At 39.1% G+C, this 22,038-nt stretch carries 20 protein-coding genes; 10 read left to right on the top strand and 10 right to left on the bottom strand.

Translation table 11 applies throughout. The annotated features are described in order from the left end of the window. Positions 1–73 precede the first annotated feature (73 nt). Both D7V20_RS05820 and D7V20_RS05815 read right to left on the bottom strand, forming a co-directional pair. Positions 74–628 (bottom strand): flavodoxin family protein, encoded by a 555-nt coding sequence (locus D7V20_RS05820; protein WP_120383382.1) that lies wholly within the window; start codon positions 626–628, stop codon positions 74–76. Positions 629–674: 46 nt separating this feature from the next. Continuing rightward, positions 675–1,376, bottom strand: coding sequence for an SDR family oxidoreductase (locus tag D7V20_RS05815; RefSeq protein ID WP_120383381.1), 702 nt, complete (start codon positions 1,374–1,376; stop codon positions 675–677). 178 nt (positions 1,377–1,554) lie between these two features. On the opposite strand from D7V20_RS05815, the gene D7V20_RS05810 reads away from it, so the two are divergent. Beyond that, complete coding sequence (locus D7V20_RS05810) at positions 1,555–1,944, top strand: winged helix-turn-helix transcriptional regulator (protein WP_120383380.1); 390 nt, start codon at positions 1,555–1,557, stop codon at positions 1,942–1,944. Positions 1,945–2,144: 200 nt separating this feature from the next. Here the strand turns inward: D7V20_RS05810 and D7V20_RS05805 are convergent, their stop codons facing one another. The 8 genes from D7V20_RS05805 to rplU form a co-directional block, all read right to left on the bottom strand. Beyond that, positions 2,145–2,624 (bottom strand): tRNA (cytidine(34)-2'-O)-methyltransferase, encoded by a 480-nt coding sequence (locus D7V20_RS05805; RefSeq protein WP_120383379.1) that lies wholly within the window; start codon positions 2,622–2,624, stop codon positions 2,145–2,147. Between the two features lie 65 nt (positions 2,625–2,689). Next, on the bottom strand, positions 2,690–4,081 hold the full coding sequence (gene cysG, locus D7V20_RS05800) for a siroheme synthase CysG (RefSeq protein ID WP_120383378.1): 1,392 nt from the start codon (positions 4,079–4,081) through the stop codon (positions 2,690–2,692). A gap of 81 nt (positions 4,082–4,162) precedes the next feature. Continuing rightward, a complete protein-coding gene (gene serS / locus D7V20_RS05795; protein WP_120383377.1) occupies positions 4,163–5,434 on the bottom strand; it encodes a serine--tRNA ligase in 1,272 nt (423 codons plus the stop codon). A 106-nt stretch (positions 5,435–5,540) separates the two neighbouring features. After that, positions 5,541–6,350, bottom strand: a complete 810-nt coding sequence (locus tag D7V20_RS05790) for an RsiV family protein (protein ID WP_120383376.1) — start codon at positions 6,348–6,350, stop codon at positions 5,541–5,543. A 162-nt stretch (positions 6,351–6,512) separates the two neighbouring features. Then, positions 6,513–8,003 carry a carotenoid oxygenase family protein gene (locus D7V20_RS05785; protein ID WP_120383375.1) on the bottom strand — a complete coding sequence of 497 codons (1,491 nt, stop codon included), beginning with the start codon at positions 8,001–8,003 and terminating at the stop codon, positions 6,513–6,515. A gap of 185 nt (positions 8,004–8,188) precedes the next feature. Beyond that, positions 8,189–8,884, bottom strand: a complete 696-nt coding sequence (gene lolA / locus D7V20_RS05780) for an outer membrane lipoprotein chaperone LolA (RefSeq protein ID WP_120383374.1) — start codon at positions 8,882–8,884, stop codon at positions 8,189–8,191. 210 nt (positions 8,885–9,094) lie between these two features. Beyond that, on the bottom strand, positions 9,095–9,352 hold the full coding sequence (rpmA, locus tag D7V20_RS05775; protein WP_120383373.1) for a 50S ribosomal protein L27: 258 nt from the start codon (positions 9,350–9,352) through the stop codon (positions 9,095–9,097). A gap of 19 nt (positions 9,353–9,371) precedes the next feature. Further along, complete coding sequence (gene rplU, locus D7V20_RS05770) at positions 9,372–9,683, bottom strand: 50S ribosomal protein L21 (RefSeq protein WP_010113102.1); 312 nt, start codon at positions 9,681–9,683, stop codon at positions 9,372–9,374. A 427-nt stretch (positions 9,684–10,110) separates the two neighbouring features. On the opposite strand from rplU, the gene sdsA reads away from it, so the two are divergent. From sdsA to D7V20_RS05725, 9 genes are all read left to right on the top strand, one after another. After that, complete coding sequence (sdsA, locus tag D7V20_RS05765) at positions 10,111–11,094, top strand: All-trans-nonaprenyl-diphosphate synthase (protein WP_120383372.1); 984 nt, start codon at positions 10,111–10,113, stop codon at positions 11,092–11,094. A gap of 15 nt (positions 11,095–11,109) precedes the next feature. Continuing rightward, the gene (locus tag D7V20_RS05760) at positions 11,110–13,164 is read left to right on the top strand and encodes a site-specific recombinase (RefSeq protein ID WP_171407769.1); all 2,055 of its coding nucleotides are present in this window, start codon (positions 11,110–11,112) and stop codon (positions 13,162–13,164) included. Positions 13,165–13,329: 165 nt separating this feature from the next. Then, the gene (locus D7V20_RS05755; RefSeq protein ID WP_120383370.1) at positions 13,330–13,968 is read left to right on the top strand and encodes a phosphatase PAP2 family protein; all 639 of its coding nucleotides are present in this window, start codon (positions 13,330–13,332) and stop codon (positions 13,966–13,968) included. After that, complete coding sequence (locus tag D7V20_RS05750; protein WP_120383369.1) at positions 13,968–15,218, top strand: efflux RND transporter periplasmic adaptor subunit; 1,251 nt, start codon at positions 13,968–13,970, stop codon at positions 15,216–15,218. The genes D7V20_RS05755 and D7V20_RS05750 overlap by 1 nt, the downstream gene beginning before the upstream one ends. 13 nt (positions 15,219–15,231) lie before the next feature. Beyond that, positions 15,232–18,408, top strand: coding sequence for an efflux RND transporter permease subunit (locus D7V20_RS05745; protein WP_120383368.1), 3,177 nt, complete (start codon positions 15,232–15,234; stop codon positions 18,406–18,408). Next, positions 18,408–19,868, top strand: a complete 1,461-nt coding sequence (gene adeK, locus D7V20_RS05740; protein WP_120383367.1) for a multidrug efflux RND transporter AdeIJK outer membrane channel subunit AdeK — start codon at positions 18,408–18,410, stop codon at positions 19,866–19,868. Before D7V20_RS05745 ends, adeK begins: the two co-directional genes overlap by 1 nt. Before the next feature lie 162 nt (positions 19,869–20,030). Next, positions 20,031–20,396, top strand: a complete 366-nt coding sequence (locus tag D7V20_RS05735; RefSeq protein ID WP_120383366.1) for a YbjQ family protein — start codon at positions 20,031–20,033, stop codon at positions 20,394–20,396. A gap of 9 nt (positions 20,397–20,405) precedes the next feature. Further along, positions 20,406–20,849 carry a YbjQ family protein gene (locus tag D7V20_RS05730; RefSeq protein WP_120383365.1) on the top strand — a complete coding sequence of 148 codons (444 nt, stop codon included), beginning with the start codon at positions 20,406–20,408 and terminating at the stop codon, positions 20,847–20,849. A 117-nt stretch (positions 20,850–20,966) separates the two neighbouring features. Further along, positions 20,967–22,001: an agmatine deiminase family protein gene (locus tag D7V20_RS05725; protein WP_120383429.1), complete on the top strand. Its 1,035-nt coding sequence runs from the start codon at positions 20,967–20,969 to the stop codon at positions 21,999–22,001. The last annotated feature ends 37 nt before the right edge of the window (positions 22,002–22,038 follow it).

Here is a 22,038-nt window from a genome sequence, read left to right as displayed (position 1 = left end):
CTTGCTTACATGATTCAAAATCAACAAAAGGCGCATGATGCGCCTTTTGTTTTATGCTTAGACTCATTTCAAGTTAGGCTGAGAATTTATTCACAATGGCTTGAACACGTTTTGCATACAATTTCGTGGTTTCTAAATCACCTGAAGGGATTTCACTTACACTTGCATCTGCTGGAGACTGCACCAATAAACCGACAGAACCACCGAGGTTATTCACATCTGCACGAGTTGCAGCTTTGGTATTGGATGGTGCTAGACCTAAACTTACCCAAATACCACCATGTTGTGATGCCAGTGTTTGCAAGCTAATTAATGTCACTTGTTTATCACCATTCATACTCGCACTATTGGTAAAGCCTGCGAAAACTTTATCTTTCCAACCTTGAGTAAACCAAATTTTAGAGGTCGCATCAGCAAACTTTTTAAACTGCCAAGGCACACCTGCCATATACGTTGGCGCACCAAAAACGATACCTTTGGCAGCATTCAGCTTATCCCAAGCATCTTCAGGAACATTACCTTCTTGATCCACTTCAATCAATTGGGCATCAATTTCACGTGCAAATGTTTCTGCAACAACTTTGGTATGACCGTAACCTGAATAATAAACAACAGCGATATTTGACATTATGTATTCCTCATGAATAAATGTTTTGTGTTTAAAAAATTCTTTATTAAATTTTTACATAACTTGGGATAACAGCAGTGAGATCTTGTTTCAGTTTTTGAGTAGACTCCCCCACTAAAACCTCAAATGCATTTTGCTCAATTCCATCAAAAACCTGTTCAGCAACCGTCTTAGGTGAAATTTTTGGAATCTCCAAAGTTTGCGTTAAATCAGTGTCAATAAAACCAACATGTACACCCATCACATGCACATTCGACGGACTCAATGCTTGTCGAGTAGAATTGGTATAAGACCACGCTGCAGCTTTGGAAATAGCGTAACTGGCAAGAAATGTACTTGGTTCCCAAGAGACATCTGACAAAATATTGACGATATAACTTTCACTATTTTTTTGCAAAACAGGAGAAAAATGCTGAGTACTAGCGATCACACCATACAAATTGGTTTCTAAAACTTTGCGTGTTGTCGCCATTATTTCTGTATCGACTGGGCTTTGGTTTAGACGTGCAATACCTGCATTATTAATCAGTAGATTGACATCAGCACATTCTGCAACTGCTTTTTGAATTGATTCTGAATCTGTAACATCAATCTGAATTGGAATAATACCGTCTTGCTCAAAACCTGCTGTATTGCGCATACCTGCATAAACTTTTTTAGCGCCACGCTGCACAGCTTCTTGGGCTAATACCAGTCCTAATCCACGATTAGCACCTGTCACAAAAACCACTGCATCTGTTATTTTCATTGGACCATGCTCAAAATTAAAGCGTTTTTATTTCATATTGAAGATCATTCACAGAACTTCATTCATCTTCTCCACTTATGATATACTTTTGGAACCTAGTATCAATTAGTTACTAGCTGGTAACTGGTCTCTTTTATGTATGAATTACATTAAAATTTATGCTTGAGGTAAATTCAAAATGACTAATGCTTTCAATTTTAATATTTTTCATCCTAATTGCCCTGCTCGATCTTTTTTTGAAAAATTTGCAGACAAATGGATTTTGCTGATTATTTACCGCTTAGATCAGCAGTCTCAACATTTTAATGAGCTGAAAAAGAATCTTGTGGGAATTTCTCCCAAAGTCCTTTCACAAAAATTAAAAGTCTTAGAAAGAGATGGTTTTATCTCCCGTACGATTCACGAAAATAATGTTATTCGAGTTGAGTATGCACTCACAACTTTAGGCGCTGAATTTGCACAAACGGCATTATCGTTTAAAGTCTGGGCAGAAGGAAATATGCAACACGTGATTCGCGCACAAAGAAAATTTGATGCAGCTCAACTTGAGCTTGAGCAAAATGCTTAAATAGTGATAATAATTGAATAATCAATATGATAAATATCAATTGTGCCTAGTATCTACTGATTCAAGAGTATCAAAACTATTTTATTGAAAAATTAAGAACTAAGAAAAATTATAAAAGGTTTACTGTTATTGATTTAAGATGCCAAAGCAAGTTCAAACATAAACTTGCTTTGGATTTATCGGAATGTAAGTTCAAAGTTTTAAACCAATTCTTTAAACCCTTGCTGACGCCATGCTTCATATAAGATCACAGCAGTTGCATTGGATAAATTTAAACTACGAGAGTTTGGTGCCATCGGTAAACGAATCCAGTGTTGTTGCGGAAACATCATACGAACATCTTCTGGTAAACCACGCGTTTCAGGCCCCATTAACAACGCAATCGGACGATTTAAATCTGAGGTATGTGGTGTTTCAGTGCCTTTGGTCGTGAGCGGATAAATTGCGTTCTGGTCAATATCTTGCGCTTCTAAATGAGCCAAACATTCCGCAAAATTTTCCCAAACTTTCATATGCGCCCATTCATGATAATCCAAACCTGCACGACGCAATTTTTTATCATCTAATTCAAACCCCAATGGTTTGACCAAATGTAACTGCGCACCTGTATTGGCACATAAACGGATAATATTCCCAGTATTTGCAGGAATTTCAGGTTCAAATAAAACAACATGAATCACAAGATATCTCTACTTTAAAATCTCCCCGAACCCCACCTTATTAAAGAGAGGAACTATCCACCTTTTTAAATAGGGTTTGGGAGGAATTGCCATTGCAACTGTTCACGTAAACTCACGACTTCACCAATAATGGTCAAAGTAGGCGCTTGAATATGATTTTCTTCAACTTTTGAAGCAATATCGGCCAAAGTTCCAACCACCACTTTTTGGTCTGGGGTTGTGCCTTTGGAAATAAGTGCAACAGGCATACTTGGACGCTGACCATGTGCAATCAGTTGTTCACAAATTTTTTCCAAACCCACTAAGCCCATGTATAGAACAAGGGTTTGATTTTCATAAACCAATTCATTCCAAGGCAACTCAGGTGAACCTTCTTTCAAATGACCAGTCAGGAAACGTACGCTTTGTGCATAATCACGATGAGTCAGTGGAATACCCGCATAAGCTGAACAACCTGAAGCAGCCGTAATCCCGGGAACAACTTGGAAGCTTATCCCCGCTTGATAAAGCTCTTGAATTTCCTCACCGCCACGTCCAAAGATGAATGGATCACCGCCTTTCAAGCGGCAAACACGTTTACCTTCTGAGGCATATTGAACCAATAAAGCATTAATCCCATCCTGAGGAACAGAATGATTTGAACGTGCTTTACCTACATAAATCTTAGTTGCATCACGACGACACAATTCTAAAATCGGCGCGGAAACCAGGCGATCATAAATAACCACATCCGCTTGTTGCATCAATCTAAGTGCTTTTAACGTTAATAATTCTGGATCGCCCGGCCCTGCACCAATCAGATACACTTCACCTTTCGGTTTTTGCCATTCCGTCAAAGCTTGTTCAATTAAATGATCAGCCTCAATGATATTGTCATTAAATACGTGTTCTTTCAGTGGACTTGCATACAAGTTTTCCCAAAAAATACGACGCTCATCAGGATTGGCTATCTTTTCTTTAACAACCTTACGCCATTTGCCTGAAAAATCAGCAAGTTTCCCCATACCATGTGGGATAGCAGCTTCTAATTGGGTACGGATTTGACGGGATAAAACTGGAGATGCACCATTGGTGGCAATTGAAACAACCAATGGGGAACGATCAATAATCGCTGGTACCATAAAACGGCAATGTGGAGGATCATCAACACTATTGACCAGTACATTTAAATCTTCGCAAGCTTCAAAAACCGCTTGGTTAACTGCGCTATTATTGGTCGCAGCAATCACTAAGCGATAATGACTAAGGCTAATTTGATCATCAAATTCAACCTGATGGAATTGTCCTTGAGTTGCATGAACAATTTCCAACAAGCTTGGTTCAATTTCAGGTGCAATCACATGAATGATCGCACCTGCTTTTGCCAGCAAAACTGCTTTACGATAAGCAATATGCCCACCACCAACAATCAGACAAGGTTGCCCTTGTAGCTTTAACGAGATTGGGAAAATTTCCACAGTGTTCCTCAAAAGTTCAAATCTGATTGTACTAAGCAATTATTGTGCACAAAACTAAGTCATTTATCAGTTCATTTGAACTTAGTCGATATATGTTGCACCAGCCATGTACGGACGAAGTACTTCAGGCACTTCTATAGAGCCATCAGCACGTTGATAATTTTCCATCACTGCCAATAAAGTACGACCTACAGCCAAACCTGAACCATTTAAGGTATGTACCAGTTCAGTTTTCTTTTGATCTGCACGATAACGCGCCATCATGCGGCGTGCTTGGAAATCCCACATATTTGAGCATGAAGAAATTTCACGATAGGTATTTTGGCTTGGTACCCAAACTTCCAAATCGTAAGTTTTACATGCGCCAAAGCCCATATCACCAGCACACAAAAGTACTTTACGATAAGGCAGGCCTAAAACTTGCAAAATACCTTCTGCATGACCTGTCAATGCTTCTAAAGCATCCATAGAGTCTTCAGGTTTAACGATTTGTACCATTTCAACTTTGTCGAATTGGTGTTGACGAATCAAACCACGTGTATCTCGCCCATAAGAGCCTGCTTCACTACGGAAACACGGCGTATGTGCTGCGTATTTAAGTGGTAAACGTTCTGCATCAATGATTTCATCACGAACAAAATTGGTGACAGGCACTTCCGCTGTTGGGATGAGATAGTATTCTTTTTCACCTTGTAATTTGAATAAATCTTCTTCAAATTTAGGTAGTTGTCCTGTACCACGCAAAGAATCCGCATTCACCAAATAAGGCACATAAGCTTCGGTATAACCATTTTTAAGCGTATGTGTATCTAACATAAACTGTGTTAAAGCACGTTGTAAACGAGCCAATGGGCCTTTTAAAACGCTAAAACGCGTTCCTGTCAATTTAGTCGCAGTTTCAAACTCTAAGCCCCCCATCATTTCGCCAAGATCTGTATGATCTTTAATTTCGAAATCAAATTGACGCGGTGTGCCCCATTTTAAAACTTCAACGTTATCGCTTTCATCTTTACCTTCAGGTACAGAATCGTGTGGTAAATTTGGAATAGATAAAAGTTTTGCTTCAAGCTCAGCTTGAAGTTCATTCAATTCAACTTCCGCAGCTTTGATTTCATCACCAATCGCACTCATTCGTGCCATGATTTCAGAAGCATCGCCACCTGATTTTTTGATTTGACCCACTTGTTTTGCACCCGAATTACGCTCAGCTTGCAAGTTTTCAGTTCTAGACTGAATTTCTTTACGGCGAGCTTCGAGTGATGCCCATTCTTCAACGTTGAGTTGTACACCACGTTTCGCTAAGGCTAAATTTACAGCCTCAATATTATTTCTGAGTAATTTCGGGTCAATCATGGCCAATCTAAAGTAAGAAAAAACTGACTATAGTGTAAGCTCTTCACCAAAAAAAATACAGTGACAGAGCATTACACAGACATGAATTGTATGATTTGACAACAAATTATGGACTTACGGACTTTTCTACCACTGGTTCAACCTGAGGCAAACTTGGTAAATATTCCGCTTTAACCAAATCTTTCGCAACTTGATAAGGCAATTTAAGTTCTGGCATTCCATCTGCATAAGAGGTTAATTCATATAATGGATACACAAAAACAATGCCGTTTACACCGTAATAATAATTATCACTCAATTGTAATTTTTCACGAGTAATATCTTTTTGGATCAACCAATTGGCATTCGCATCATAAAGTTGCTCCGCAACCTTTGCTTCAACATTAGGTTTTAGAATATCTGTAAGTGCTAAACGCTTTTTGGTATTCAAATCAAAAGTCACATATTCATTATGATACATCCCATGTGCAGCCCCTGCAGCATAGCTATAAGTTTGAATCACAAAAGTGGCTAAATTATTTTGTTGCGAAATAAAACGCACATAAATTGAATTTTGACTTAAACCTTTTAATGCAGACTGCTGTGCTTCATGCTCAGTTTGAGCATTCGCGTGTCCTTGTTCAAAAGCATTTGGTACATCTTTTTTAATACGAGTCATAAAATAGTCGTCAATCCAAGCGACATTTGACTTCACTGTTTGTAAATCGTATTGGATACACCCGCCTTCATCGCAGAATTGCTTTTTAGGAATTTCAACACGTTCAATTTTAGCTTGAATGAGTGGCGTCACTTCAGATTGGCTTTGAACCGCCTTTTGTTCAGCTTGCGGAGCTGGCTTTTCCTGACATGCAGTAAGCATAAACATCGTCGATAACAGAGATGAAAAAATCAGACCACTTTTAAAATTTACTTTCATTTCTATATCTTTAAAGCATATTAAGTAATAAGACTATCATAAAACCAGAACCTGAGAATTAATATTCATAATTGTTAATTATTGATATTTTGTTGTTTAAATCTCGATATATCTCTTTCATTTTGATCATTTTCCAACATCATCATTTTATTGAAAGCGTATTCAAAGTAGCATTTCACTCGACGCAACCCAATTACAATGAAAGCCTAATGGAACATGCACAGCCAAATCAATTTCAGCTTGCTGCTGAATATCTAACCCAGCCACTTTGAGAATCACTGCTTTGGCTGCCTCACCTTCAATGTGATGTAAATATCCCATCAAATAGCCATGACCTTCTGGGCTATGTTCATTTTCAGCAACAAATGTCAACTCGCCTATTGCCCACTGTGCCCCAAAATCATAAGACACATGTGTTGCCATTTCCAAATCATGAATATATAGACAATTGAATAAATTCGTTTGCGCAAAGCCTAAAGTATACAAATATCGATATTGCATCCCTATAAATCTTTCATCAATTTTAGGAAATTCCTGAGTTCGATCATCTAAACATATTCGCTGAATGGTTTGTAAATTTGAATTAACAATCCAACGCTCTAACTTGGCATGTTGCAACTCATAAGCAGCATGTTGTGCATGTTCGAAATCCTCTTGATGCACGACCACATCTAAAATAATTCTATTTTGATGATCACGATAAGCATTGGCTGCATGAAAGACAAAACAAGGTTCTAGATGAATCCATTGAATTTGTGATGCCTCGGCATATTTAGGCAATATTCCAATACGTGCTTGATGCTGTTTATTCCATTGATATGGAACACTTGCACCTTGTAATAACCGCTTCTTAGAAAAAGTGATTGGAAAATCAAAAACTAACACGTCTTGCTGTGTAATCAAACAATCATGAATCATCGGCCCATGTTGTAATAAAATTTGAGTCACATGGATTAACTCACCCTGTTCATCAATGACTTGATAATAGGCATTTTTAGCATCTAAGGCATCATAACTAATGGCATGTAAATGCCCTGTTTTAGGGTCTTTTCGAGGATGTGCTGTAAAGGGTAAATCAGCATCACTATTGAAAAGCTGGTAACGTTCAGCTTGTAATTGATCATTTAAACAAATCGGAAATGCGCCAGCTTCGATCACAGCCCAAAGCTTGCCTGCATGTTGAAAAATATTGGTATTGACCACATCATGCGCACCACGACGAAAACCTTGAATCAATGGTTTTTGCTTCAATCGCTGTACCCGATCCGTTGCAAGCATCGTGCTTTTATAGCAAACAGCTTTACCCTGTTGCAATTTTAGCGCATGAATCATTCCATCCCCCAAATACCATTCGAATAATGAAGGCTGTGAAGTATAAATAGGATTAGAACCAATTCTCAGCAATAAACCATTTAAATGAGGTGGAATGACACCTAAAACTTTTAGTGCAGTAATAGTTGTTTCTTTTACTGGCTGATAAAGCTTTTTATGATAAAGGCTTGTCTCTTTATCTCGATGATTTCTTCTTAGATGATTTCGTCTTAAAAACCGCCCAATAACCTCGATTAACTTTTGTCTAAGCACATTCCAAAACGACTTTTGAGCTGTCATTCGTGGATATCGTTTGAATTCTAATGTTTTTTTGCGATACATAAAGCATCTCAATTTTTATATTCAAGCTATTATTTGAGAATAGAATAAACCCAAATTGAATACCACTTTAATTTCTCAGACTAGATTGCTTTTTCAAAAAGTCAGCAATTGATTGATTCGGTGGTTTGGATAAATAGGTATAAAAAAAGCAACCCGAAGGTTGCTCATTCAACAGATCAAACAGCTTATTGATCAATAATATCTGTACCTTTAGGTGGTACAAAGTTAAAGGTTGATGCAGGAATTTTTGCATTAACCTGAACATTGTTAAAGCGTACTGTGGTCGTTTGCCCCAATGAATCTTGCAAAATCATTAAAGTTGGTGCATTTTTCGCTCCAAAACTAATGGTCAAGCTTTGGAAAGCACTGTCTTTTTGTTTTGGATACAAGGTGTAATAAGTTTTCCCTGCATTAGGCTGGGTAATACGGTAGGCTTTTTGAATCTGTTGTGTATTACCACTCAATAACAATGCAGGTGTATTGGCAACTTGTTCATCTAAACTTTGACGCACAGCTTGTTGTAAATCAGGATCATAAATCCAAACTGTTTTACCTGAAGTCACAATGGTTTGTTTTGCTGGTGTTGTCGTCTGCCAATAGAATTTACCAGGACGTTCAACTTTCATCACACCTTTAAAGGTCTGATTCATATGTTGTGCCGTCAGGCCTTTCTTCTGAGCGACTTTACTTGACTGAGTAATTTTCGTGCTTTGCTCAAAATCTGCTGTAAAGCTTTTTACACCACTTAATTGGCGTACTAAATTTGCAGTCGCTTGTTGCTCCGACGCAGCAGATGCTGCAAAAACTGTTGTGCTCATTACAGGTGCAAGCATCGTCGCACTGATTGCTACTGCACCCATCGTTTTACGAAGCATATTCATAAATTCACCTTTTATATATTTGCGTCATCGCAATTTGTAAGATGGTTCATCATAAACTAAATTTTAGCGCTAATATTAGAGAAAATAAGAGGTTTTGTATTGTTATTGGTGCAAAATGTAGAAAAACATTCATCATGATGGAGAGATATCTTTCAACTTTACGACATAAAAAAACCCGCAATGAAGCGGGTTTTTTCTAACCATCAAAACTTATACAGTTTCAACAGACACGTAGCGACGGCCGAATTGACCTTTCACTTCGAATTTAATTACGCCGTCAGCAGTAGCGAATAAAGTATGGTCACGACCCATACCTACGTTAGCGCCTGGGTGGAATTCTGTACCACGTTGACGAACGATAATGTTACCAGCAGCCACAGCTTGGCCACCGTACATTTTAACGCCTAACATTTTAGGGTTCGAGTCACGACCGTTTTTAGTCGAACCACCGGCTTTTTTAGTTGCCATGTCTATTTACTCCTAGTGATTAGCCTGCGATCGCAGTAATTTTCAACTCGGTAAACCATTGACGGTGACCTTGTTGTTTACGGTAATGTTTACGACGACGCATTTTAACAATACGGATTTTGTCGTGACGACCATGACCAACCACTTCTGCAGTTACTTTTGCGCCAGCAACAACTGGAGCACCGATTTGAATGCTTTCGCCATTCACAACCATTAATACATCGTCAAATGTAATCGTTGCGCCAGTTTCAGCTTTCAACAATTCAACTTTAAGGGTTTCACCCTCAACAACACGGTGCTGTTTACCACCGCTTTGGATTACTGCGTACATATCGTACTCCAACTTACCCGTGTCGTCGTGCCGATAAAGGAATATATCGATCTTAATACGAACGCCACTGGGGGTATATAAGGGCAAAGATTTTAAGTGATAATGAATTAAACAACAAGTCATTTTCATCAAATAATCGTATTGCATGCTAAATAATCAAGTGCGAAACCTGATTTTAAGACTCGCCCATTGAATATATAGAATTTTTTTAGAGTATTACAAAAATTGAAATAGATTTTTAAAACAAATCCGCTACTATGTAGCACAAAAGAATGACTGATTAAATGCATGTTACTTTACCTATGACTTGGACATTTAAAGAACAAATCATTACTATTCAGCACAATGACTGTTTTCTATAGCAACATTTATTGATGTTAATTGTTACACTCACAACTTAAACGCATTTGCATGAGGCTCCCTCTCTATGACCATTGACTTTAAGCAAGATATTCTCGCTCCTGTTGCAACCGACTTTGCAGCAATGGACAAGTTTATTAATGAAGGGATTACTTCAAAAGTTGCATTGGTTATGGCAGTCAGTAAGCATGTAGTTGAAGCTGGTGGAAAGCGCATGCGTCCAATTATGTGCCTACTGGCAGCAAAAGCTTGTGGTGTCGCAGATACAGAAATGGATGCTTACCGCAAACTTGCTGCAATTATTGAAATGCTACATACAGCGACTCTCGTACATGACGATGTGGTCGATGAATCAGGTTTACGCCGTGGCCGACCAACAGCGAATGCGACTTGGAACAATCAGACTGCAGTTTTAGTTGGTGATTTTTTAATTTCTCGTGCTTTTGATTTGTTAGTTGACCTCGACAATATGACTTTGCTCAAAGACTTTTCTACAGGAACCTGTGAAATTGCTGAAGGTGAAGTATTACAACTACAAGCACAGCATCAACCTGAAACAACTGAACAAACTTACTTAGATATTATTCACGGGAAAACATCACGTTTATTTGAGCTAGCAACTGAAGGTGCTGCAATTCTTGCCGCTAAGCCAGAGTACCGTGAACCTTTACGTTTATTTGCTGGCCACTTTGGCAATGCTTTCCAAATTATTGACGATATTTTAGATTACACTTCAGACGCTGAAACATTAGGTAAAAATATTGGTGATGATTTGATGGAAGGTAAACCGACTTTACCTTTAATCTCTGCCCTAGCAAATACACAAGGCGAAGAGCACGAAATTATTAGAAAGAGTATTGCTACAGGGGGAACAGCAGATTTAGCACGTGTTATTCAAATCGTACAAACATCTGGTGCTTTAGATTATTGTAGTCGCCGTGCGACTGAAGAAACTGAAGCAGCGATTCAAGCTTTGACATTTTTACCTGAGTCTGAATACCGCCAAGCACTCTATAATTTAGCGCAACTTGCCTTACATCGAATTCAATAAAATTTCCCAAGGCTTATGCAGATACAATTCAATGATCTTTTTATCCTCATGCAGGAACAGCTTGATAATCTAAAAGCTGTTCCAGACCCGCATGTTTTAATTACACTGATCGATCGTATCAGACCAGAAGACAGCCATAATTTAGAAGAAACGCATAATAAATTTGATGCCTTAACTCGAGCCTTACTCATCACACCCAATGCGGCATCGGCATTGCAAGGTTACTTACTTAAACTGATTAACCACTATAAACAAACCAGTTTGTACGCAGACAGTGGTATTTTATCTTTAGATGGCTTTTGGAATCAGCTTGGGCAACGCTTAGGTGCTCATTTTCTACCCTTATTGGTTGATGGTGCGGAACTCAAAGATTTAGTCGGTAAAGTATTTCATCAACGTAGTGATAAATATTGGCTTGAAAATATTGAACCTGAACAATGGCATTTGTTATTTCAACTGCTCAACCAAGGGCATCGCTATAAAAGTGCCAAACTTGGCATCAAAAGAGAAATTGTCAAAGCCATAACCGTTCTTTCATATCGAATCAGTGGTATCGGGTTATATCCAGAATTTATCAATGCTCATCCTGAGTTACAGGAATATGAGTCCCCTTTTCTCGTACAAAACCGCGAAATTATTGAATTTATAGAATCCTATAAAAAATTACACCGCAATCAAGGTGAACAGGCTGTTAGCGTTCCACCAGATGCAGATCAAGCATTGGTGATGATTGAACAATGCCGTGATGTGGTATTAAAAATTCGCCGTGCGACCAAAAGAACGGGAGTCAGCTTAAGTCTGACTTATCTCGTATCTTTATTAGAACAATGCTTAGATCGTATTGAACTACTATTAAACCTGATTGTTGAAGAAGACCACGTTCGCTATCAAATCTATGGTGAATTACTGATAGACCTAGTCCAAGCACATTATAGTGAAACCAGTGTTCGCGACTTACTCAAAACCAATAGTGAGCTGATCGCCCTACAAGTTACAGAAAATGCCAGTAAAACGGGTGAACATTATGTAAGTACCGATAAAAAAGGCTTTTGGGGCATGTACAATGCAGCCGCAGGCGCAGGTGTGATCATTGCCATTATGGCAACAATTAAGATCTTAACTGCACGGTTGGTACTTGCACCTTTTGTACAAGCCTTTTTATTCAGTATGAATTATTCACTTGGTTTCATTCTTATTCATGTATTGCACTTTACTGTTGCCACCAAACAACCTGCAATGACCGCTGCAGCTTTAGCAGCTACAGTACAGCATCGCAAAGGTTCTAAAACTGCACAAATTGCTGAACTTGCTGGTTTAATTATCAATATTATACGAACTCAATTTATTGCTATTCTCGGTAATATTTCAATCGCGATTCCAACGGCTGCCTTAATTACTTTCCTATGGCAATGGATGATGCATGAGCCTTTATTAAATCATGCCAAAGCAACTACTTTACTACATAGCTTAAACCCTTTTACTTCACTTGCCATTCCTCATGCCGCAATTGCAGGAGTTTGTTTATTTTTATCGGGATTAATCGCGGGATATTTTGACAATATGGCAATTTATCGCAAAGTTGGTCCCCGTTTGAAAGCACATATCAAGTTAAGAAACTTAATGGGGCAAGAAAGACTAGATAAATTGGCAGCTTATATTGAAAGAAACTTAGGTGCTTTAGCCGGAAACTTTCTCTTTGGAGTGATGCTTGGAAGTATGGGAACTATTGGTTTTATCCTCGGTTTACCACTCGATATTCGGCATATTGCCTTTGCCTCTGCAAACTTCATTCAAGGTTTAATGACGGTCAATGGTTCTCCTGATCTTGGGGTAATTATTGTCTCTTTCTTTGGCGTATTGTGCATTGGTCTTACTAACCTTTTCGTGAGCTTTACACTAACCATTATTGTCGCATTAAGAGCAAGACAAGTTCGTTTTGAACAATGGAAACCCCTCGCAAAGCTTGTTTTTACTCACTTTTTTACCCGTCCTCTCGATTTCTTTTGGCCTCCTAAACAACCTTTGCAAGTTGAAGAACAAAACAACACTCAAAACAAAACAAATCACTAAAGATTTTGTTATTTTTTTGTTCAAATTGTTATTTTTTTTTGCAAAAAGAAATTAGTATAAATTAACTAATCCTACTTACTTGAAAAAAAGTGTACTGACTAGTACACTTCGGCGCATTAGTTAAACTCAATGAGTAGGATTCATAATAATACTCTAGGTCATCTTATGCCTTATGTACTTATCTTGATTGGCTGTATAGGTTTACTTTTTAGTAGTATTAGTTTAAATATTAATGAGATACAACAACTTGATTTATCAAGTGTTGAATGGATGAGCTTGCATCGTTCTGGCATGATGAATGGTCTTGCGATCACGCTTTCTTATTTGGGTGGTTTACCACCAATGATTGTGGTTGTAATAATAGGTAGTTTGTATTTTTTGCGGCTAAAACAATATGCAAACATATTTATGCTCACAATTGGATTGCTCGGTGCAACAACGATTGGCTGGATAGTAAAATATGCAATCAACCGTCCACGACCAGATGATGTGTATCAAATGGTGCAAACCTACGGTGCCTCATTTCCAAGTGCTCACAGTATTTATGCTGCTCTTTTAAGTTGCTCAATTGTTTTTATCTTTCGTAAACATAGGCGAGCTAAGCTGATTTGCTTAGTGTGCGGCTTTTGGTTTTTAAGCATGGGAATTTCTCGAGTTTATCTAGGTGCACACTTCCCAACAGATGTACTTGCTGGCTGGAGTATAGGCTTTATATGGGCTGCTATTATTTGGCTCATGTTGTCATCTAATACGTTGAGTAAAAACAAATTATTTTTAAATAAAAATCTAAACGAGGTGGAATAATGATGTCGGCAAAGCTTTGGGCTCCTGCCCTTACTGCTTGTGCTCTCGCAACAAGTATTGCACTTGTGGGTTGTAGCAAAGACTCTAAACAAGCTGAGCAAGCTGCAGCTGCCCAAAAAATGCCACCGACTGAAGTTGGTGTTATTGTTGCTCAACCACAAAGTGTTGAACAAACTGTTGAACTTTCAGGTCGTACAGCTGCGTATGAAATCTCTGATGTTCGCCCACAAACAAATGGTGTAATTTTAAAACGTTTGTTTACTGAAGGTAGTTTTGTTCGTGAAGGTCAACCGTTGTATGAGATTGATTCAAGTACAAATCGTGCCAACCTAGAGAGTGCTAAAGCAGCGTTAGTTCGTCAACAAGCAAACTTAAATGCATTGCAAGTTAAAGCAAACCGTTATCGTCAATTGGTTGGAATCAATGCTGTTTCTAAACAAGAATATGATGATTTGCTTGCACAAATTAAACTTGCAGAAGCAGATATTGCGGCTTCAAATGCTGCCGTTAAAAATGCGCAAATTGACTTAGGTTACTCTACCGTTCGTTCACCTATTTCAGGTCAATCTGGGCGTTCGTCTGTAACAGCGGGTGCTTTAGTGACAGCAAGTCAAGCAAATGCATTGGTTACAATTCAACAACTTGATCCAATTTATGTTGATATTAATCAATCTAGTGCTGAATTGTTACGTCTGCGTCAACAGTTGAGCCAAGGCAGTATTGATCGTAGTAACAATACAAAAGTTCGCTTAAAACTTGAAGATGGTAGTACTTATCCGATTGAAGGCAATCTTGCTTTCTCTGATGCAAGTGTAAACCCAGATACAGGCTCTGTGACTTTACGTGCTGTATTCTCTAATCCGAATCATTTGTTACTCCCAGGTATGTTTGCCAATGCGCAAATTGTTCAAGGTGTGATTCCAAATGCTTACCTCATTCCACAAGCTGCAATTACACGTACCCCTACGGGTCAAGCAATTGCAATGCTCGTGAATGCAAAAGGTCAAGTGGAACCTCGTCCAGTAACAACGTCTGGTATTCAAGGTGCTGACTGGATTGTCACTCAGGGTTTACAAACAGGTGATAAAGTCATTGTAGACGGTATTGCCAAAGTAAAACCTGAACAAGCTGTAGTTGCTAAACCTTATCAGCCTCAAGCGGCAGCACCACAAGCGGGTGCTAAGCAAGGTTCAACACAACCGGCTCAACAAAATAAGTCTAGTGAACAAAAAGCTACTTCAAATACATAAGGGGTAGACGAATATGGCTCAATTTTTTATTCATCGCCCTATTTTTGCCTGGGTGATTGCGCTGGTCATTATGTTGGCGGGTATTCTTACGCTCACACAAATGCCAGTTGCTCAATATCCGACAATTGCTCCACCTGTGGTGACAATTTCTGCAACTTATCCTGGTGCTTCTGCACAAACTGTTGAAAATACGGTAACCCAGATCATTGAACAACAAATGAATGGTCTCGATGGTTTACGTTATATTTCATCTAACAGTGCGGGGAACGGTCAGGCGTCAATCAACTTGAACTTTGAACAAGGGGTTGATCCTGATATTGCTCAAGTACAAGTACAAAACAAATTGCAATCTGCAACAGCGCTTTTACCTGAAGATGTTCAACGTCAAGGGGTGAAAGTCACCAAGTCTGGCGCGAGCTTTATGCAAGTCCTTGCATTCTACTCTCCAGATGAAAGTCTTTCAGGGGCAGACATTAAAGACTATGTAAACTCAAATATTTCTGAACCGCTTAGTCGTGTTGCAGGTGTAGGTGAGCTTCAAGTTTTTGGTGGTCAATATGCAATGCGTATTTGGCTTGATCCTGCAAAAATGACCAGTTTACAAGTCACTCCAAGTGATGTTGCCGCAGCAATTCGTGCACAAAACTCACAAGTGGCTGTAGGTCAACTGGGTGGTGCACCTGCTGTACAGGGTCAGGTTCTAAATGCGACTGTCAATGCGCAAAGCATGTTGCAAACACCTGAACAATTTAAGAATATCTTCCTAAAAAATACAGCTTCTGGTGCTCAAGTTCGTTTGAGTGACGTCGCTCGTGTAGAACTAGGTTCAGACTCTTATCAGTTTGATTCTAAGTTTATGGGTAAACCAGCAGGTGGTGTTGCAATTAAACTAGCAACGGGTGCAAATGCACTAGATACCGCAGCTGCTGTAGAAAAGCGTCTTAGCGAACTTCGTAAGAACTACCCAGAAGGCTTAAAAGACCAACTTGCTTATGACACAACACCATTTATTCGCCTTTCGATTGAAAGTGTAGTACATACGCTCGTTGAAGCTGTAATTTTAGTATTTATCGTCATGTTCTTGTTCTTACAAAACTGGCGTGCAACGATTATTCCAACACTCGCAGTTCCTGTTGTTGTGCTTGGAACATTCACTGTTATTAATATTTTTGGCTTTTCAATCAACACATTAACCATGTTCGCCATGGTCTTGGCGATTGGTTTGTTAGTCGATGATGCCATTGTTGTTGTAGAAAATGTCGAACGGGTGATGCAAGAAGAACATGCTGGTCCTGTAGAAGCCACAGAAAAGTCAATGCAACAGATCTCTGGTGCGTTGGTGGGTATTACCAGTGTATTAACAGCGGTATTTGTACCAATGGCTTTCTTTGGTGGTACAACAGGTGTGATTTACCGCCAATTCTCTATCACGCTGGTTACAGCAATGATTTTATCACTCATTATTGCTTTAACTTTCACCCCTGCACTCTGCGCAACATTGTTAAAACAACACGATGCGAATAAGCCTGAAAGTAATAATATTTTTGCGCGCTTCTTCCGTTGGTTTAACCGTAGTTTTGATCAGTTAGCAGAGAAATACCAAGGTGGTGTCAATCGTATGACTCACCATAAACTATTCTCTGGCGTAGTTTATATTGCTGTGATTGCTGTCCTAGTCGGGCTGTACAAAATGCTCCCCTCTTCATTCTTGCCAGAAGAAGACCAAGGCGTGGTCATGACACTCGTTCAATTACCACCAAGTGCTTCTCTTGAGCGAACAGATAAAGTCATCACAACCATGACGGATTACTTCCTGAATAAAGAGAAAGCCAATGTAGAGTCTATCTTTACTGTTTCTGGTTTCTCATTTACAGGAGTTGGTCAAAATGCGGGTCTTGCCTTTATTAAACTGAAAGATTGGAGCGAGCGTACTACACCTGAGTCACAAATTGGTGCCATCATTCAACGTGGTATGTCATTAAACATGATTAAAGATGCATCTTACATCATGCCATTGCAATTACCTGCAATGCCAGAATTAGGTGTTTCATCAGGTTTTGATATTCAGCTCAAAGATGCCAGCGGTCAAGGGCATGAAAAGTTGATTGCAGCACGTAATGCGATTTTAGGAATGGCTGCTCAAGATAAACGTCTTGCAGGCGTGCGTCCAAATGGTCAGGAAGATACGCCGCAGTACCAAATCAACATTGATCAAGCGCAAGCGGGTGCAATGGGAGTAAGTATTGCTGATATTAACTCGACTATGAGCATGGCTTGGGGTGGTTCTTATATCAATGACTTCGTTGACCGTGGTCGTGTGAAAAAAGTTTATGTTCAAGGTGACTCGAGTAGTCGTATGATGCCTGAAGACTTAAACAAATGGTACGTACGTAATAGTAGTGGCACGATGGTTCCTTTCTCTGCATTTGCAACAGGTGAATGGAAATATGGTTCACCTCGTCTAGAGCGTTATAACGGTGTTGCTTCGGCTAACATTCAAGGTACTCCTGCGCCGGGCGTGAGTTCAGGTGATGCAATGCTCGCCATGGAAGAAATTATTGGTAAGTTACCATCGATGGGCTTAACAGGTTTCGACTATGAATGGACAGGTTTATCTTTAGAAGAGCGTGAGTCAGGTAGCCAAACAGGTCCATTATTGATTCTGTCGTTGTTAATCGTATTCCTTTGCCTTTCAGCACTATATGAAAGCTGGTCAATCCCTGTTTCAGTATTGCTTGTAGTACCATTAGGTATTGTAGGTGCATTTGCGTTAACATGGCTTGGAATGACAATTAAAGGTGATCCAAACCTATCCTTTAACATCTATTTCCAAGTGGCAATTGTTGCTGTAATTGGTCTTTCTGCGAAGAATGCAATTCTAATTGTAGAATTTGCTAAAGAGCTACAGGAGCAAGGTCAAGAACTGTTTGAAGCTACACTACACGCAGCAAGAATGCGTTTACGTCCAATTATCATGACGACACTTGCATTTGGTTTCGGTGTACTTCCGCTTGCATTGTCAACTGGTGCGGGTGCAGGTAGCCAACACTCGGTTGGTTATGGTGTACTTGGTGGTGTACTCAGCTCAACACTTTTAGGTATTTTCTTCATTCCTGTATTTTTTGTATGGATTCGTAGTATCTTTAAGTACAAACCTAAAAATCAAAATATTCAGGAGCATAAATCGTGATGCAAAAAGTATGGTCTATTTCAGGTCGTAGCATTGCGGTATCTGCACTTGCGCTTGCTTTGACAGCTTGTCAAAGCATGCGTGGCCCAGAACCGGTAGCACAGGCAAATTTACCAACAAGTTATCTTTCAAATGCGTCTGGTACTTCTATTGCTGAACAAGGCTATAAAGACTTTTTTGCTGATCAACGCTTACTTCAAGTTATTGATCTTGCATTAACCAATAATCGTGACTTACGTACTGCTACTTTGAACATTCAACGTGCTCAACAGCAGTACCAAATTGCAGAAAACAACCAACTTCCAACCATTGGTGCGAGTGGTGGTATTCTTCGTCAAGATACATTAAGTACGAATAAACCAATCACTTCATACAATGTTGGCTTAGGTGTTACGGCTTATGAGCTCGATTTTTGGGGTCGTGTAAAAAGTTTGAAAGACAATGCGCTTGATAGCTATTTAGCAACTGCGAGTGCTCGTGATGCAACACAAATTAGTTTGATTGGGCAAGTGGCTCAGGCATGGTTAAATTATTCATTTGCCACTGCGCAATTGAAACTTGCCGATCAAACACTGAAAGCACAACTTGATTCTTATAATCTCAACAAAAAACGTTTTGATGTCGGTATCGACAGTGAAGTTCCTGTTCGTCAGGCGCAAGTCTCTGTAGAAACTGCACGAAACGATGTTGCAAATTATAAGACCCAAATTGCTCAAGCTCAAAACTTACTCAACCTACTTGTTGGTCAACAAGTGCCAGATAACCTATTGCCTAAACAACGTGTTACACGTATTAGCAATAGTTCTGCATTTGCATCAGGCTTACCAAGTGACTTGTTGAATAACCGTCCAGATGTAAAAGCTGCTGAATATAAACTTTCAGCTGCTGGCGCAAATATTGGTGCAGCGAAAGCTCGTTTATTCCCAACGATCAGTTTGACTGGTTCTGCGGGTTATGCATCGACTGATCTAAGTGACCTATTTAAATCAGGTGCTTTTGTTTGGTCTCTTGGCCCAAGTCTCGATATTCCGTTATGGGATTGGGGAACACGTAAAGCAAATGTTAAGATTTCAGAAACAGATCAACAAATTGCGTTGTCTGATTATGAAAAATCAATTCAATCTGCTTTCCGTGAAGTGAACGATGCATTGGCTACTCGTCAGAATATTGGCGACCGCCTTGCTGCTCAAAAACGTTTAGTTGATGCAACCAATACAACGTATAAACTTTCAAATGCCCGCTTCCGCGCAGGTATTGATAGCTTCTTATCAGTATTAGATGCACAACGTTCTTCTTATGCGGCTGAACAAGGTTTATTGCTTTTAGAGCAAGCGAACTTGAACAACCAAGTAGAAGTATATAAAACACTGGGTGGTGGTATTAAAGCCAACTCATCAGATCAAATTGTACAACCACCATCATCATCTGAATTGAAATATCATGCAAATGATCAAAAATAAGATCGATTGATGGCAAATCATGAAAAGCTCACTTCGGTGAGCTTTTTTATTGTCATTTAAGGCATAATTTCTACTGTTTCTTTAAAATTTGCTTGGTTTTAAACTACAACACAAAGCATTTATGAAATATGATCAACCCTCAACCTAACTGAAACAAATACAATGAAATTAAGTAATTTAGAAAGCGTACCTGCACATCAGATTATTCAACAATTGGATGTGGTTTATGGCAGTACTGTACGCAGTAAACATGCAGGACGTGACCTTTTGGCAGGATTAAAAAATATTGTTGGTGGTGAACTTACCGCCTATACAGAACTCTTAGAAGAATCTCGCCAAGAAGCCATGAATCGAATGATTGAAAAAGCGCGAGGCTTAGGGGCTAATGCGATAGTGGGAATTCGTTTTTCGACATCTAATATTGCGCAAGGTGCTTCTGAAATTTTTGTTTATGGGACGGCGGTGATCATTGAGCCAAACTCAATTGTAACAAACCCAGTGAAACTACCCGACCCTTTTTCAAACTAGGCGAACAAAATGGATGGCTTCATTTTAAAAATTAGCATTACACTGGTTCTGTTCTGTATCGGCTGGGGCTTCGGACGTTTTATCGAACAAAAACATTTAAGAGAATTAGATGAAAAGGAACAACTTTTATCGCATATCTCTATCGATACCAATAAATTTCAAACTTCTGACCATCAAGGACAATTGATTAGCAGCAATGTGGTGATTTCACATGATTATTTTAAATACATCATTGCACAAATCCAGAATTTCTTTGGTGGTCGCTTAACCACCTATGAAAGTGTCGTTGAGCGTGCACGTCGTGAAGCCATTGTCAGGCTAAAACAGGAGGCTGAGAAAGTAGGTGCAAAACAGATCATGGGATTACGTTTAAGCACGACAGAACTAGGCATGCAAGGTGGCATGGTCGAAGTCTTTGCTTATGGTACAGCTATTTCTACTGCTTCCTTATAACGGCATCTTTGTTTATATCATTTGACATGACGATGCATAGCGTATTAACAATAGTTCACTAAACGGTTTTTAGTAGAAAAGGTAATATCGTATATTCATAAATAGGTTATATATATGATGAAATCCTTAGCACTAAAAACAAGTATGGCTTTAATCTCAATACTTCCATTTACAGCAAAAGCAGAACTGATTGTATTGGCATCCCCTCAAAGTGATGATGCTTACTATGCAGAAATGATTGATGACATTTTTGAATTTCATGTCGATTATGCAAAGAAAATTATTAAAAATGGCGATAAGGTCGTTATTTTAACCGATAAAGAACTTTACCCTGATTATGTTAAAGAATTAGGCGAAGATCATGTGGCAATTGCACCTATGCAAGATATTTGGATGCGTGATTTTACCAGTGCCAACCCTGCTCAACCTGTTCTATTCCGTTATACCGCTGCTGGACAAGGAGGGTCTAAAAAGGGCCAGTCAATTTCAGATGAAGTACAAGCAGAGTTTAAATACTACGGCAAAAAAGCAGGTTTACAATACAGAACTACTCCGTTATTAAATGATGGTGGTAACTGGGTTGAGGATGGCTATGGCAATGTGGTGGTAAGTACTAAATTTTTAGCGGACAACCGCCTAACAGAAAGTGAAGCTCGACAAAAGTTAAAGACTTTAACTGGCGCCAAAAATATTGCCTTTATCGAAGCTGATGAGCAAGGCGGCTTGGAACATGCCGATGGTGTTGTAAGTTTTGTCGATCAGAATACCTTAGTGATTAACTCATATCCTGAAGATCCTGATTATGCCAAGCAATTAAAAGCCGATTTGAAACGTGGACTTCCCAATGTCAAAATTCGTGAAATCATAACACCTTATGATGGCAGTCAAATTTATGACGCAAAATTTGGCTCTGCATGTGGCTTATATACCAATATGCTGGTAACCCCTGAACGCATTTATTTCCCACAATTTGGCATAAAAGAAGATGCAGTTGCATTACAACAAATTCGTAGCGCAACAAAACGCACTGTAGTTCCTGTGCAGTCTGCAAGTGTTTGCCATATGGGGGGTGGTGTTCGGTGCATGTCATGGCAAATACGTGGGAAAAATGCTGAATTATTTTTAGATTATCTCGATAAAATAAGTGAATAATTTTTAAAACAATTTTTATTATTCCAGTTTGATTTTT

Origin of the sequence: Acinetobacter rongchengensis, from assembly GCF_003611475.1 — a bacterium.
GTDB classification, from domain to species: domain Bacteria; phylum Pseudomonadota; class Gammaproteobacteria; order Pseudomonadales; family Moraxellaceae; genus Acinetobacter; species Acinetobacter rongchengensis.
This window is presented reverse-complemented; position numbering and strand designations above follow the sequence as displayed.